We start from the raw sequence: 12,914 nt of genomic DNA, 5'->3' as shown, positions 1-12,914 counted from the left end.
CCGCCGGGACCTGTGGAAAACCGCCCGGACGGCGCGGTGGCCCGTCACCCTCCGGTATGAGCGGACCGGAGCGGCGGGCCCGCACGCCCCTGGCGCAGAATGGAGGCATGGCGAGCGGGGAACGGGCACGGTACTGGCAGTACCCCGAGCTGCCCGGGGTCGACCTGCTGCACGCCCACTACGTCCGCAAGGCCTTCGCCCGCCACACCCACGAGACCTTCGTCTTCGCCGCGATCACCGAGGGCGTCGAGGCCTTCCACCACCACGACGAGCTGGTCCACGCCGGGCCCGGGCAGATCGCCCTGGTCAACCCCGGTACCCCGCACACCGGGCACGCGGGCGTCCCCGAGGGCTGGACCTACCGCACGATCTACCCCGACGCGGAGATCGTCCGGTCGATCGCCGCCGACACCCTCGCCCTGCGCGGCTCGGTCGGCTTCACCTCGCCCGTCATCGACGACCCTTACGCCGCGCGGCTCGTCGTCGGCGTCCACCGGGCCGCCGAGGAGGGCAACGCGCTCGCCGCCGACAGCCTGCTCCGGCTCGTCACCGCCCGGATGCTGCGCAGCCACGGCGGCCTGATCACCCCGCTCCCGCCCCGCTCGGCGGGCGCCCGGAACGCGGCACGCGCGCGTGAGGTCCTGGAGGGCCGGATGGCCGAGCCACCGACCCTGGAGCGCCTCGCCGCCGAGCTGGACACCAGCCCCTTCGCCCTGCTCCGGGCCTTCCGCGACACGTACGGGATGCCGCCGCACACCTGGCTCACCGACGCGCGCGTGCGCCGCGCCCGCCGGCTGCTCGACGCCGGCGTCCCCCCGGCGGAGGCGGCCGCCGCAGTCGGCTTCACCGACCAGTCGCACCTCAACCGGCACTTCACCCGCAGCGTCGGGGTGCCGCCGGGGGCTTATCAACGCGCGCGTGAGGCGGGAAGACCCGCGGGAACGGGTGGGGCCCGGGGGCTTCGCGGGATCGGTTGATCCGGCAGAACGGCCGGCCCGGCCGACCCGGCCGATTTGGCCTGCCCTGTTGACCCGGTCGGCGCGCCTGTCCGTCAGGCCCTGTCGGCCCTGCCAGCCCTGTCGGCCCTGCCGGTCAGGTCGGCCCGGTGCAAGAACGTACAAGACCCGGCGGTCCCGGCGGCCGTAGCGTCCCCGACGTGGCAGAACAGACAGCATCCCCCGTGATACCCGACGACGCCCCGGCCAAGCCCGACGTCGCCGTCGTCCGCGACGCCCTCGGCGTCGGCGTCGCCGTCGGGCTCTCCGGCTTCGCCTTCGGCGTGACCTCGGCGGGCTCCGGACTCGGCCTCCTCCAGACCTGCGTCCTCAGCCTGCTCGTCTTCACCGGCGCCTCGCAGTTCGCCCTCGTCGGCGCGCTCGCCGCGGGCGGCAACCCCTTCACGGCCGCCGCCGGGGCGTTCTTCCTGGGCACCCGCAACGCCTTCTACGGGCTGCGGCTCTCCCAGCTCCTCGCCCTGCCGAAGGCCGTCAGGCCCCTCGCCGCGCACTGGGTGATCGACGAGACCACGGCGGTCGCGCTCGCCCAGCCGTCCCGCCGGGCCGCCCGCATCGGCTTCACCGTCACCGGTCTCACGCTGTACGTCCTGTGGAACGCCACCACGCTCCTCGGGGCGCTCGGCGCCGAGGCGATCGGTGACACCGCCGCCTGGGGGCTCGACGCGGCCGGACCCGCCGTCTTCCTGGCCCTGCTCGCCCCCATGCTCACGTCCGCGACCGAGCGGGCCACCGCCGGACTCGCCGTCCTGCTCGGCCTCGGCCTGCTCCCCGTGCTCCCCGCCGGGGTGCCGGTCCTCGCCGCCGCCCTCGCCGCGCCCGCGGTGCTCTGGGCGCAGGGCCGGCGCGCCGCGTCCACGACCGGCCCCACGGCCGGCTCCACGCCCCGACGAGAGAAGGACTCCCGATGAACGTCTGGATCGCGATCGCCCTCACCGTCGCCGGGTGCTACCTGGTCAAACTCGTCGGGCTGCTCGTCCCCGCCGGGGTGCTGGAACGCCCCCTCGTCCAGCGGCTTGCGGCGCTGCTCCCCGTCGCCCTGCTCGCCGCGCTCACCGCGCAGCAGACGTTCAGCACGGGCGGCGGCCTCGTCCTGGACGCCCGGGCCGCCGGACTCGCCGCGGCCGCCGTCGCGCTCGTCCTGCGGGCGCCGTTCCTGGTCGTCGTGGGCGCCGCCGTCGCCGTCACGGCGGGGGCACGAGCCCTGGGCTGGTGAGCTCGGCCCCGGGGCCGTACGGGATCGGGACGACCCCGACCTCCCCGCCCATCCGGCCCGTACACCTGACCCGTACACCCGGCACCCGCCCCGTCAGTGGACGGGGCGGCCGTGCGCGCGGAGGGTGCGCAGGGCCTCGACGGTGACGATCGGGCGCCACTCCAGGGCGGAGCCGGGGGCCCAGGCGCGCCAGCGGATCGGCCAGCCGCCGTCCTCCTCCTGGTCGGCCGCGAGCCGGTCGAGCGACCGGGCCATCTCCTCCTCCGTGAACCAGCGCGCGGCCAGCGAGTCCGGCACGCGCGCGTAGTCGTGCGGGAAGTGGTGCTCCCCGGGCGCGTACCCGTCCGCCACCGGCCAGTCCTCCGGACGGTCCGGGTCGAGCACGGCGAGCCCCTGCTCCCGGACGAGCCGGCCGAGGCGGTCGGCGGCCGCCTCCGCGCGCGGGCGGTCCGGAGCCCCGTCGAGGAAGGCGACGGCGGCCTGGACCTCGTACGGATGGGACTTCTCCAGGGACTCCACGGCCGACCAGCAGAACTCGGTGGCCCGGAACAGCCACGCGTGCCACACCTGGTTGCGGTGGAGGAGCCCGACCACCGGACCGGTCGAGAGCAGCGCGCTCGGCGGCCGGTCGACGACCGGCACGAAGGGGGCCGAGGGGTAGGGCCGCTGCGAGGGGTGGATCGCCGGGAGGGCGCCGTCGTGCGTGGACACCGCCGTGAGGTACCGGCAGATCCGTTCGATCCGCGGCCCGCCGCAGCGGCCGATGGAGTCCAGGACCCGCAGCGCGTGCGCGGTGTGCAGCGGCTGGCTGACGGGCCCGCGCAGATCCGGTTCGAGCGCGTGGCCGTACCCGCCGTCCTCGTTCAGGTACGCCGTGAGCGCCGTCTCGACCTGATCCGCGCCACCGCGCTGGAAGTGGTAGGCGAACCGGCGCTGTTCGAGGACGCGGGCCGTGAGCCAGACGAAACGCTCGGCGCGGGCCAAGGGGGTCGGGGACGCGGAGGGGAGGGGTTTTTCGGCCATGCTCCGACCGTAGGGCGGAAAGCCGTGCTGACAAGGCCCGCGGAGCGGGCTGCACTCTTGGGAGCGGGATACTGGGGGCATGCGGTTGACGATTTTCTGGGAACGGATGGCCGACCACTTCGGTGCGTCGTACGCCGAGTCCTTCGCGAGTGACCATGTGATGGCGGAGCTCGGGGGCCGGACCGTACGGGAGGCGCTGGACGCCGGCTGGGAGGCGAAGGACGTGTGGCGCGCCGTCTGCGCCGCCGTCGACGTGCCCGCCGACAAGCGCTGAGCGGTCCGTCCACCGGCCCGGTGGGCGGACCGGGGGACGGGACCGTCGTACGGTGACGGGCGGGGGCCCGGGAGGAATGTCCGCGCGGTGCGCGAGACTGGCGGGGTGGCCCCGACTGACGACAGCGACGACACCGACAAGACCCCCGGCTCCGAGGAGATCCACGGGAGCCGTGGCGCCGACGAGGCCCACGGCTCCGGCGGGATCACCGGCAGGCCCGGCGGCGCCGGCAGGACCGGTTCGACCGACGTGACGGCTTCCGCGCCTCCGGCTTCCGCCATCGGCACCGGCACGGGGGGAGGCGTCGCCGTGGGCACGCCTCCCGCCCCGGAGACCGTGTCCCCGGCGGGCGCCGCGCGGATGCCGCGCTGGCTGCCCCGCGCGCTCGTCCTGGCCTTCGCGCTCTACTCCTGTTTCCTGCTGGGCAGCTGGGCCTTCCACCAGCTCGTCGGCCTCCTCGTCAACATCCTCCTGGCCTTCTTCCTCGCCCTCGCCATCGAACCGGCGGTCGGGCGCATGGCGGCGCGCGGGATGCGCCGGGGCCTCGCCACCTTCCTCGTCTTCCTCGCCGTCCTCGTCTTCAGCGTCGGCTTCGTCGTCCTCCTGGGCTCGATGCTCGCCGGACAGATCGTCGACATGGTCGAGAACTTCCCCAAGTACCTCGACTCGCTGATCAAGTGGATCAACGACAGCTTCCACACGGACCTGTCGAGGGTCGAGGTCCAGGACAGCCTGCTCAAGTCCGACTGGCTGCAGAGGTACGTGCAGAACAGCGCTTCCGGCGTCCTCGACGTCTCCGCCACCGTCCTCGGCGGCCTGTTCCGGCTCCTCACGATCTTCCTGTTCTCGTTCTACTTCGCCGCCGACGGGCCCCGGCTGCGGCGCGCGCTCTGCTCCGTCCTGCCGCCCGCCCGGCAGGCCGAGGTGCTGCGGGCGTGGGAGATCGCGGTCGACAAGACCGGTGGCTATCTGTATTCGCGCGGCCTGATGGCCCTCATCTCGGGCGTCGCGCACTTCGTGCTCTTCGAGATCCTGGACGTGCCGTACGCCCCTGCGCTCGCCGTGTGGGTCGGTCTGGTCTCGCAGTTCATCCCGACCATCGGCACCTATCTGGCCGGCGCCCTGCCGATGCTGATCGCCTTCACCGTCAACCCCTGGTACGCGGTGTGGGTGCTCGGCTTCGTCGTGGTCTACCAGCAGTTCGAGAACTACGTCCTCCAGCCGAAGCTCACCTCGAAGACCGTGGACATCCACCCGGCGGTGGCCTTCGGTTCGGTCATCGCGGGGACGGCGCTGCTCGGTGCCGTCGGCGCGCTGATCGCGATCCCGGCCGTCGCCACCCTGCAGGCCTTCCTCGGCGCGTACGTGAAGCGGTACGACGTGACGGATGACCCGCGCGTCCACGGCCACCGCAGGTACGGCGAGGCGGTGGTCGCCCGGCTGCAGAAGGCCCTGCACCACAAGAAGGAGTCCGCGCCGGAGGAGTGAGGCGTTCCGGCCCGCGCCCGGGAACGCGGGGATCGAACGCGGGGCTCAGAGGTACGAGGGCCGGGTGACCCGGTGCCGGAAGGCGTACCAGGTCCAGGCCTGGACGGCCACGAGCAGCGGGGTGACGACGAGGAGGGCGGGCACCAGCAGGGCGAGCGTGGCGGGGTCCGCCGCCCGTCCGGCCAGCGGCAGCGCGGTCCCCGCCCAGAGCGGCAGCCCGGCGAGCAGGACGCCGGTGAGCGCGAAGGACTGCCACGGGTGCCCGGTCCGCCCGACGAGGCGGCGGGCCCGCTCGTACGGCGGTCCCGTGAGCCGCAGCACGGCGAAGCCGAGGCCGTGCGCGGCGAACAGGGCGGCCACGGCGAGGGCGGCGAGGACCGCCGTGGGGCCGGTCGCCGGGGCGTACGGACGCCCGGTGAGCAGGGCGGCGAGCAGCCACCCCCAGGAGAGCGCGACGGTCCAGCTCCCGCAGACCACGGCGGCGTCGCAGCCGGCCCGCCGCCGTGGTCCGGCGCCCCGGCCGCGCGACCAGAGGCCCGTGTCGCGCACGACCCAGCCGGTGAGGAGGGCCACGAAGACCGGGAACTGGCCGCTCAGGAGGTCTCCTTCGAGGGCGGGGAAGCAGCCGACGAACGCTCCGGCGGCGGCGACCAGCCAGACCTCGTTGCCGAGGAAGAAGGGGGCGAAGGAGGCGAGGACGAGCCGCCGCTCGCGGTCGTTCCGGCCGAGCCAGGGGACGAGCATGCCCGTGCCGACGTCCGCCCCGGCGAGGACGAACCAGCCTGCGGTGAAGAAGGCGAGCAGGGCGATGGCCAGGGTCTCCACGGGGAATTCCTCTTCTCGGGGCTTCTCGGGGCTTCTCGGGGCTTCTCGGGGCTTCCCGGAGGCTTCTCGGGGCTTCCCGGAGGCTTCTCGGGGGTTTCTCGGAAACGGGGCGTGCGGGGGCTCAGTAGCGCGGGGCGGGCAGTGCGTCGGCCGGGTCGGGCGCCCCGCCCGGCCCGTCGCCGGTGGCCGGGCGCTCGTCGTGGCCGAGGCCGGAGTCGACGGGACCGCGGCGGGCGTGCCGGGTCAGGAGCCGGGCGTTGAGGACGGCGAGCAGGACGAACAGCGTGGTGAAGACGGTGAGGGAGAGACGCATGGCGCCGGGGGAGAGGTCCGACACCGCGTCCTCCGTCTTGAGGAGCCCGTACACCACCCAGGGCTGCCGGCCCGCCTCCCGGAACACCCAGCCGCTGATCATCGCGAGGTACGGCAGCGGCACGGCCGCCATCAGGACGGCGTGCCAGAGCCGGAACCGGAAGACGGCCGTCTTGAAACAGGCCAGGATCACCCCGGCGAAGCACAGGTACATCATCAGGGCGAAGCAGATGAGCATCACCAGGCCGCCGCCTCGGGTCCACGCTTCCGAGGGCACGTAGTCACCCGGACCGAAACGTTCCGTCATCTCCGCCTGGAGGCGCGCGGTCTCGGCCGCCTTCCCGCTGAAGACGGCCGACTTCATCGGCTGGAAGGTGGCGAGGGCCCCGAGCTGGAGTCCGCCGAAGACGGCCGCCGCCATCAGCGCGGGCGCCGACAGGAACACCCCGATGCGCAGGCTGCGGCCGAAGAACTCCCACTCGGGGCTGCGGCGGAAGAGGTGGTACGCGCTCACCCCGGCCATGAAGAACCCGGCGGTGAGCAGCGCCCCCGCCAGGACGTGGCCGAAGGCGAGGAGGGCGGAGGGATTGGTGAGGACGGCGACCGGGTCGTCGAGCACGAGCCCGCCGTCCCCGGAGCGGTGCCCCACGGGGTGGTTGAGGAAGCCGTTGGAGACGAGGATCCAGTACGCCGACAGGTAGGCGGTCAGGACGACGATCCAGATCGCGGCCAGATGGGCCCAGCGGTTGAGCCGGTGCCAGCCGAAGATCCACAGGCCGAGGAAGGTCGACTCGACGAAGAACGCCACGACCGTCTCGACGGCGAGGGAGGCGCCCAGGACGTTGCCCGCCTCGTGCGTGAGCCCGCTCCAGGCCATGCCGAACTGGAACTCCATCACGAGGCCGGTGACGATCCCGACCGCGCAGTTGATCACGTACAGCTGGCCCCAGAAGCGCACCATGCGCGCGTGGAGCGGGTTCCGGCCGAGCGTCGCCCGCGTCTGGAGCACCGCCACGACCGTCGCGAGCCCGAGCGTGAGGGCGACGAAGAGGAAGTGGCCGCCGGCGGTGAGGGCGAACTGCAGCCGGGCGAGATCGAGTACGTCCTGGTTCACCCGTTCAGCGTCGGCGTACGGCACGGGGGCCGGCGTCGGTCCGGGGTGGACACCGGCCGTACCACGGTGGTCGCGCCGGTCCACGCGCGCGTACTCCGTGGGTTGTCCCTGTGGGGTCCCCTCCCTTAGGGGAGGCGTCAGGCCAGCCAGCCCGGGGTGATCATCCCGGACTCGTACGCCAGGATCACCAGCTGCGCCCGGTCCCGTACGGCCAGTTTGGTCATGATCCGGCTGACGTGGGTCTTGGCGGTGGCGGGGGAGAGGACCAGGCGGCCGGCGATCTCGTCGTTGGAGAGCCCCGCGCCGACCAGGCCGAGGACCTCGCGCTCCCGCTCGGTGAGGGCGTTCAGCCGGGGGCTCGGGTCCGGCTGCCGTTCGGCGCGCCCGGCGAACTCGGCGATCAGACGGCGGGTCACGGCCGGGGAGATCAGGGCGTCGCCGCGCGCCACGACCCGTACCGCGTGCAGCAGTTCCATCGGCTCGGTGTCCTTGACGAGGAAGCCCGAGGCGCCGGCGCGCAGCGCCCCGTACACGTGGTCGTCCGCGTCGAAGGTGGTCAGGATGACCACCCGGACCCCTTCGAGCCGCTGGTCGGCGGTGATGCGGCGGGTGGCTTCGAGCCCGTCGAGCACCGGCATCCGGATGTCCATCAGGACCACGTCCGGGCGCAGTTCGCGGGCGAGGCCGATCGCCCGCTCCCCGTCGCCGGCCTCTCCGACGACCTCGATGTCCTCCTCGTCGGAGAGGATCGACCGGAAACCGGCCCGGACCAGGGTCTGGTCGTCGGCCAGCACGACACGGATCATCGGGTGCCCTCCTGGGGGCTCTTCTCGGGGGTACGGGGGCCTTCCCCGAGTACGGAAGGTGCGGAAGAGGCGGAGGGCGCGGAAGGTGTGGCGTACGGCAGTCGGGCGTCCACCAGGAAGCCGCCGTCCTCCCCGTTTCCCGCGGTCAGTTCACCGCCGAGCGCGCGGGCCCGCTCGGCCATGCCCCGGATGCCGCTGCCCAGCGGGCGGTCCTCCGGGGCGCCCCCGCCGTCGTCCGCGATCCGCAGCCGCACCACGTCCGGGCCCCAGTCGAGGCCGACGTCCACGGTCCTCGCGCCCGCGTGCCGGGCGATGTTCGTCAGCGACTCCTGCACGATCCGGTACGCGGCGAGGTCGACGGGCGGCGGCAGCGGCACGGGGGTGCCCGTGACGCCCGTACGGACGTCGAGGCCGGCGCTCCGGGCCCGTTCGGCGAGGTCGCCGAGGAGCGCGAGGCCGGAGGAGGCGGGGGTCGTCGGGGTGGCCTCGTCGGCCCGGCGCAGCACCCCCAGGGTCGCCCGCAGCTCGCGCAGCGCGTCCTTGCTCGTGGCCCTCACCGCCTCCAGGGCTTCGGTCGCGGTGGCGAGCCCGGCCTCGGGGGCCGGCTTCTTGCCGAGCCGGTGCAGCGCGGCCCCGGACTGCACGTTGATCAGCGAGATGCTGTGGCCGAGGACGTCGTGGACCTCGCGGGCGATCCGCAGCCGCTCCTCGGTGGCGCTCTGCCGGGCCCGGGCCTCCTGCTCCCGCTCGGCGGCCAGCGCCCGTTGCTCCACCTCGTGGAGGTAGGCGGCCCGGGTGCGCTGGGCCCGGCCCACGGCGACCAGGCTGATCAGCCAGCCGGCCAGCATGGCGAGCGAGGTGTCGTCGATCTGCCGGTGCCCCGGCTGCTGCCGGACCTCGCCGGCGCCGACCGCGAGCAGGGTGACGGCGCCGAGCGCGACGGCGGCGGCGAAGCGTCCTTCGGCGGCGGTCGTGTAGAGGGCGAGCGCGAAGGCGATCATGAGCGGGCCGTCCTGGGCGGACAGCGGGTAGTAGACGGCGCAGGCGAGCAGCGTGGCGACGGCGACGGCGACCGGCTGCCGTCGCCGGAAGTACAGGGCCCCGCAGCCGGCCAGGACGAGCACCCAGCCGAGCACGGCGCGGAGCGGGGGCTCGCTCGCGCGGAGCCCCGCGACGAGCGTCCAGACCGCCACCACGAGCAGGACGGCGCCGGCCACGAGGGCGTCGGCGGCGCGCGGTGACGGACGGCCGCCGCCGGGGGAGCGGAGGGGGAGGGGCATGCGTCGAAGGATAGGTCGGAGAGCGGGTCCAGGAGCTACTCATACAGTTGGCTAGTCAATAAAGTGAGTATGGTGGGCGTGGGTGCGGCACGGCTCGTGGGTCTGGCCGCCCGTAGGGCCGGTCGGTGGGAGAGGGTGGAGGTCCGCGATGACGGATGGCACGTTTCTGCGGTACGTCGCGCTGGGGGACAGCCAGACGGAGGGCGTCGGCGACGGTGACGACACCGGCGGTCTGCGCGGCTGGGCGGACCGGCTCGCCGAACTGCTCGCCCGCGACAGTCCGGACATGCTCTACGCCAACCTGGCCGTACGGGGCCGCCTCGCCGGGCAGGTGCGTGCCGAACAGCTCGCCCCCGCCCTCGCGCTCGATCCGGATTTCGCCACGGTCGTCGCGGGCTTCAACGACCTGCTGAGGCCCGGGTTCGACGCGGACGCGACGGCCGGGCATCTGGAGGAGATGTTCGCCGCGCTGACCGGGCGGGGCGCGCGCGTAGCGACCCTGGCCTTCCCCGACGTGGGCCGGATCACCCCGCTGGCCCGGCCGCTCGTCCCGCGCGTCCGGGCCCTCAACGCGCGCGTCCGGGAGGCCGCGGGCCGGTACGGCGTCGTCGTCGTGGAGACCGGCCACCAGCCGGTCGTCACCGACCCGCGGCTGTGGAGCCCCGACCGGCTGCACGCCGGACCGCTGGGCCACGCGCGCATCGCAGCCGCCGTGGCCGAGGCCCTCGGCCTGCCCGGTGCCGACGACTCCTGGACCCGCCCGCTGCCGCCGCCGGACGTCCCCCTCCCCACGGGCCTCCGCGCCGAACTGCGCTGGGCCGGCGCCTTCCTGGGGCCTTGGCTCGGCCGGCGGCTGCGCGGCCGGTCGTCCGGCGACGGCCGCGGGGCCAAGCGGTCGGAGCTGCTGCCGGTGGTACGGGTCGAGGAGCCGGGCGTACGGTGACCGCCGTCCCGGCGGCGTGTACGAGGGGGGCGCCCGCGTGGCCACCGTTACCGGGTCGAGGAAGCGCCGGCGCGGGACGGGAGGTCCGGAGCCCGGGGGCGGGGATTCAGAGCGCGAGGACGGGGCGCACGGAGAGGTCGTCGACGAAGTCCTCGCCGTCCGGGCCGTACACGAACTCGGCCATGAAGGGATTGCGGTGGGCGGTGGCCAGGGGGAGCCACGCCAGCAGGGTGCCGTAGCCGCCGCACACCGACTCGCCGCCGTCCCCGCCGTACACCGTGGTGGGGTCGCTCGTCAGTTCCATGTCGTACGTGTCGTGGGCGATGCGCGGGCCGAAGGCGCTCGGCAGGCGGTGCGGGCCGGTGTCGTCCCCGTAGGGGACCCGGTCGAGGGGGCACTCGTCGCCCCACCGGAACAGGGTGTCGGCCCCGGCCCCGCAGGCGTGCTCCCACTCGTCCGGGCTCGGCATCCGCAGTCCGCGCGCCGCGAGCACGGCCGGCACGGCGGCGGGCGGCTCCGACAGGTGCTCGCTCTCCACGGCCATGAGCACCGTGGGCAGCGTGACGCGCCGCCAGGGGCTGAGCACGCGTGCGAGGTGGGTCTTCAGATCGGGGCCGAAACCGAAGCCCTGCTCCGCGCTCTCCGCGTAGTCGGCGACCTGCCCGGGCGTCGGCCGCCAGGCCTCGGCGTCGAACCCGAGGGTCACGGGGCCGCCGGGTATCAGGGCGAACTCCCGACCGTCCCGCTCCACGCGGGCGCGATGCAGCGGGGCGCCGAGGTGCTCGACCGTGTCGACAGCGGTCACGCGCCCGTCCACCCGGCGCGCGGCGTCCTGGGCGAAACGGTGTGCGGCGGACAGGTCGAAGGACCGCCACCGGGAGAGGGTGAGATCGGAGAGGGGCACGCCGCGCAGGATGGCACGGGGGTGTGACAGCGGTTGAGGGAGGGGCCGGTGCGGGCCGGCCGCCCCTCGACCGACCGACCGACCGACCGACTGATTGATCGCCCGATCGCCCGCCCGCCCGCCCGACCGGCCGACCATTCGCCCGCCCGCCCGACCGGCCGACCATTCGCCCGCCCGCCGCGAGCGGCGCGGTCGTTTCGGCGGGCGTGGAGCCTCAGCGCTGGACCAGGCCGCCGACCGGGACCGGAGCGACGTGGCCGGTCGGCGGCACGTGGCGGGTGAGCAGCACCCGTCCGTCCTCGACGCACACGGCGTACACCGCCAAACGGAAACTCGTCCCTCTGCCTCCGGGGGCTCGGTACGGCCGCCGTGGGGACCTCTCCGCACGGCGCTCCGGGTCCGCGTGGCGCGCTTGACACTAAAATCGAACATCCATTCTCATGGAGGTCCGGCCCTTGGAATCGCGGGGTTGTCGCGGGGTTTTCCACAGGGTGGGCGGGACGCCGGGGCCCATTGTCAGTGGCAGGGGTTAGCGTCTTTCACATGAAGCGATCGACTCAAGCAAACCGGGTGGAACCCATGGCAGGAACCGACCGCGAGAAGGCGCTCGACGCCGCACTCGCACAGATTGAACGCCAATTCGGCAAGGGCGCCGTGATGCGCATGGGCGACCGCACCCAGGAGCCGATCGAGGTGATCTCCACCGGCTCGACCGCCCTGGACGTCGCCCTTGGCGTCGGCGGACTGCCGCGCGGCCGCGTCGTCGAGATCTACGGACCGGAGTCCTCCGGCAAGACGACCCTGACCCTGCACGCCGTCGCCAACGCGCAGAAGGCCGGCGGCCAGGTCGCCTTCGTCGACGCCGAGCACGCCCTCGACCCCGAGTACGCCAAGAAGCTCGGCGTCGACATCGACAACCTCATCCTGTCCCAGCCGGACAACGGCGAGCAGGCCCTCGAGATCGTCGACATGCTGGTCCGCTCCGGCGCCCTCGACCTGATCGTCATCGACTCCGTCGCCGCGCTCGTCCCGCGCGCGGAGATCGAGGGCGAGATGGGCGACTCGCACGTGGGTCTCCAGGCCCGCCTGATGAGCCAGGCCCTCCGGAAGATCACCAGCGCGCTCAACCAGTCCAAGACCACCGCGATCTTCATCAACCAGCTCCGCGAGAAGATCGGCGTGATGTTCGGCTCGCCGGAGACCACGACCGGTGGCCGCGCCCTCAAGTTCTACGCCTCGGTGCGCCTCGACATCCGCCGCATCGAAACCCTCAAGGACGGCACGGACGCGGTCGGCAACCGCACCCGCGTCAAGGTCGTCAAGAACAAGGTCGCGCCCCCCTTCAAGCAGGCGGAGTTCGACATCCTCTACGGCCAGGGCATCAGCCGCGAGGGCGGCCTGATCGACATGGGCGTGGAGCACGGCTTCGTCCGCAAGGCCGGTGCCTGGTACACCTACGAGGGCGACCAGCTCGGCCAGGGCAAGGAGAACGCCCGCAACTTCCTGAAGGACAATCCCGACCTCGCCAACGAGATCGAGAAGAAGATCAAGGAGAAGCTGGGCGTCGGCGTCCGTCCCGAGGCCCTGTCGGCCGAGCCGGGCGCGGACGCGGCGGCCACGGACGCGGCCGGCGCGGACGACGCCGCCAAGAGCGTCCCGGCATCCGCGGCCAAGACCGCGAAGGCGACCAAGGCCACCGCGGTCAAGAGCTGAACC

The 12,914-nt window shown here is 73.7% G+C and carries 13 protein-coding genes; 7 read left to right on the top strand and 6 right to left on the bottom strand.

Features of this window, described 5'->3' with window-relative positions; genetic code table 11:
• Nucleotides 1-107: 107 nt before the first annotated feature.
• The 3 genes from OO47_RS28685 (at nt 108) to OO47_RS28675 (ending at nt 2,229) form a co-directional block, all read left to right on the top strand.
• Nucleotides 108-977 (top strand): AraC family transcriptional regulator, encoded by an 870-nt coding sequence (locus tag OO47_RS28685; protein WP_030221401.1) that lies wholly within the window; start codon nt 108-110, stop codon nt 975-977.
• 179 nt (nt 978-1,156) lie between these two features.
• Nucleotides 1,157-1,924, top strand: coding sequence for an AzlC family ABC transporter permease (locus tag OO47_RS28680; RefSeq protein ID WP_030221398.1), 768 nt, complete (start codon nt 1,157-1,159; stop codon nt 1,922-1,924).
• The gene (locus OO47_RS28675; RefSeq protein ID WP_030221395.1) at nt 1,921-2,229 is read left to right on the top strand and encodes an AzlD domain-containing protein; all 309 of its coding nucleotides are present in this window, start codon (nt 1,921-1,923) and stop codon (nt 2,227-2,229) included. Before OO47_RS28680 ends, OO47_RS28675 begins: the two co-directional genes overlap by 4 nt.
• Nucleotides 2,230-2,322: 93 nt before the next feature.
• Here OO47_RS28675 and OO47_RS28670 read toward each other — a convergent pair whose 3' ends face one another.
• A complete protein-coding gene (locus tag OO47_RS28670) occupies nt 2,323-3,252 on the bottom strand; it encodes a hypothetical protein (protein ID WP_030221392.1) in 930 nt (309 codons plus the stop codon).
• A 79-nt stretch (nt 3,253-3,331) separates the two neighbouring features.
• Here OO47_RS28670 and OO47_RS28665 point away from each other — a divergent pair, with 79 nt between their 5' ends.
• Both OO47_RS28665 and OO47_RS28660 read left to right on the top strand, forming a co-directional pair.
• Complete coding sequence (locus OO47_RS28665) at nt 3,332-3,526, top strand: DUF3046 domain-containing protein (RefSeq protein ID WP_030221389.1); 195 nt, start codon at nt 3,332-3,334, stop codon at nt 3,524-3,526.
• 360 nt (nt 3,527-3,886) lie between these two features.
• The gene (locus OO47_RS28660) at nt 3,887-5,014 is read left to right on the top strand and encodes an AI-2E family transporter (protein ID WP_033210637.1); all 1,128 of its coding nucleotides are present in this window, start codon (nt 3,887-3,889) and stop codon (nt 5,012-5,014) included.
• A 45-nt stretch (nt 5,015-5,059) separates the two neighbouring features.
• Here OO47_RS28660 and OO47_RS28655 read toward each other — a convergent pair whose 3' ends face one another.
• The 4 genes from OO47_RS28655 to OO47_RS28640 all read right to left on the bottom strand — a co-directional run bounded on the left by OO47_RS28655 (nt 5,060) and on the right by OO47_RS28640 (nt 9,351).
• Nucleotides 5,060-5,839: a cytochrome d ubiquinol oxidase subunit II gene (locus OO47_RS28655; RefSeq protein ID WP_030221383.1), complete on the bottom strand. Its 780-nt coding sequence runs from the start codon at nt 5,837-5,839 to the stop codon at nt 5,060-5,062.
• Nucleotides 5,840-5,960: 121 nt separating this feature from the next.
• Nucleotides 5,961-7,265, bottom strand: a complete 1,305-nt coding sequence (locus tag OO47_RS28650; RefSeq protein WP_030221380.1) for a cytochrome ubiquinol oxidase subunit I — start codon at nt 7,263-7,265, stop codon at nt 5,961-5,963.
• Nucleotides 7,266-7,402: 137 nt separating this feature from the next.
• Nucleotides 7,403-8,071: a response regulator gene (locus tag OO47_RS28645; protein WP_030221378.1), complete on the bottom strand. Its 669-nt coding sequence runs from the start codon at nt 8,069-8,071 to the stop codon at nt 7,403-7,405.
• A complete protein-coding gene (locus tag OO47_RS28640; protein WP_051716335.1) occupies nt 8,068-9,351 on the bottom strand; it encodes a sensor histidine kinase in 1,284 nt (427 codons plus the stop codon). Before OO47_RS28640 ends, OO47_RS28645 begins: the two co-directional genes overlap by 4 nt.
• 148 nt (nt 9,352-9,499) lie before the next feature.
• Here OO47_RS28640 and OO47_RS28635 point away from each other — a divergent pair, with 148 nt between their 5' ends.
• Nucleotides 9,500-10,294: an SGNH/GDSL hydrolase family protein gene (locus tag OO47_RS28635; RefSeq protein WP_030221372.1), complete on the top strand. Its 795-nt coding sequence runs from the start codon at nt 9,500-9,502 to the stop codon at nt 10,292-10,294.
• 106 nt (nt 10,295-10,400) lie between these two features.
• Here OO47_RS28635 and OO47_RS28630 read toward each other — a convergent pair whose 3' ends face one another.
• Nucleotides 10,401-11,198, bottom strand: coding sequence for a hypothetical protein (locus OO47_RS28630; RefSeq protein WP_030221370.1), 798 nt, complete (start codon nt 11,196-11,198; stop codon nt 10,401-10,403).
• A 579-nt stretch (nt 11,199-11,777) separates the two neighbouring features.
• Here OO47_RS28630 and recA point away from each other — a divergent pair.
• Nucleotides 11,778-12,911, top strand: a complete 1,134-nt coding sequence (gene recA, locus OO47_RS28625) for a recombinase RecA (RefSeq protein ID WP_030221368.1) — start codon at nt 11,778-11,780, stop codon at nt 12,909-12,911.
• The last annotated feature ends 3 nt before the right edge of the window (nt 12,912-12,914 follow it).

Origin of the sequence: Streptomyces bikiniensis, assembly GCF_000716625.1 — a bacterium.
Taxonomy (GTDB): Bacteria; Actinomycetota; Actinomycetes; order Streptomycetales; family Streptomycetaceae; genus Streptomyces; species Streptomyces bikiniensis.
This window is presented reverse-complemented; position numbering and strand designations above follow the sequence as displayed.

Bases quoted from the DNA above. Each gene is read 5' to 3' on its own strand.
- OO47_RS28685 (WP_030221401.1), top strand. From the start codon at position 108: ATGGCGAGCGGGGAACGGGCACGGTACTGGCAGTACCCCGAGCTGCCC.
- OO47_RS28675 (WP_030221395.1), top strand. From the start codon at position 1,921: ATGAACGTCTGGATCGCGATCGCCCTCACCGTCGCCGGGTGCTACCTG.
- OO47_RS28670 (WP_030221392.1), bottom strand. From the start codon at position 3,252: ATGGCCGAAAAACCCCTCCCCTCCGCGTCCCCGACCCCCTTGGCCCGC.
- OO47_RS28665 (WP_030221389.1), top strand. From the start codon at position 3,332: ATGCGGTTGACGATTTTCTGGGAACGGATGGCCGACCACTTCGGTGCG.
- OO47_RS28660 (WP_033210637.1), top strand. From the start codon at position 3,887: ATGCCGCGCTGGCTGCCCCGCGCGCTCGTCCTGGCCTTCGCGCTCTAC.
- OO47_RS28645 (WP_030221378.1), bottom strand. From the start codon at position 8,071: ATGATCCGTGTCGTGCTGGCCGACGACCAGACCCTGGTCCGGGCCGGT.
- OO47_RS28640 (WP_051716335.1), bottom strand. From the start codon at position 9,351: ATGCCCCTCCCCCTCCGCTCCCCCGGCGGCGGCCGTCCGTCACCGCGC.
- OO47_RS28635 (WP_030221372.1), top strand. From the start codon at position 9,500: ATGACGGATGGCACGTTTCTGCGGTACGTCGCGCTGGGGGACAGCCAG.
- recA (WP_030221368.1), top strand. From the start codon at position 11,778: ATGGCAGGAACCGACCGCGAGAAGGCGCTCGACGCCGCACTCGCACAG.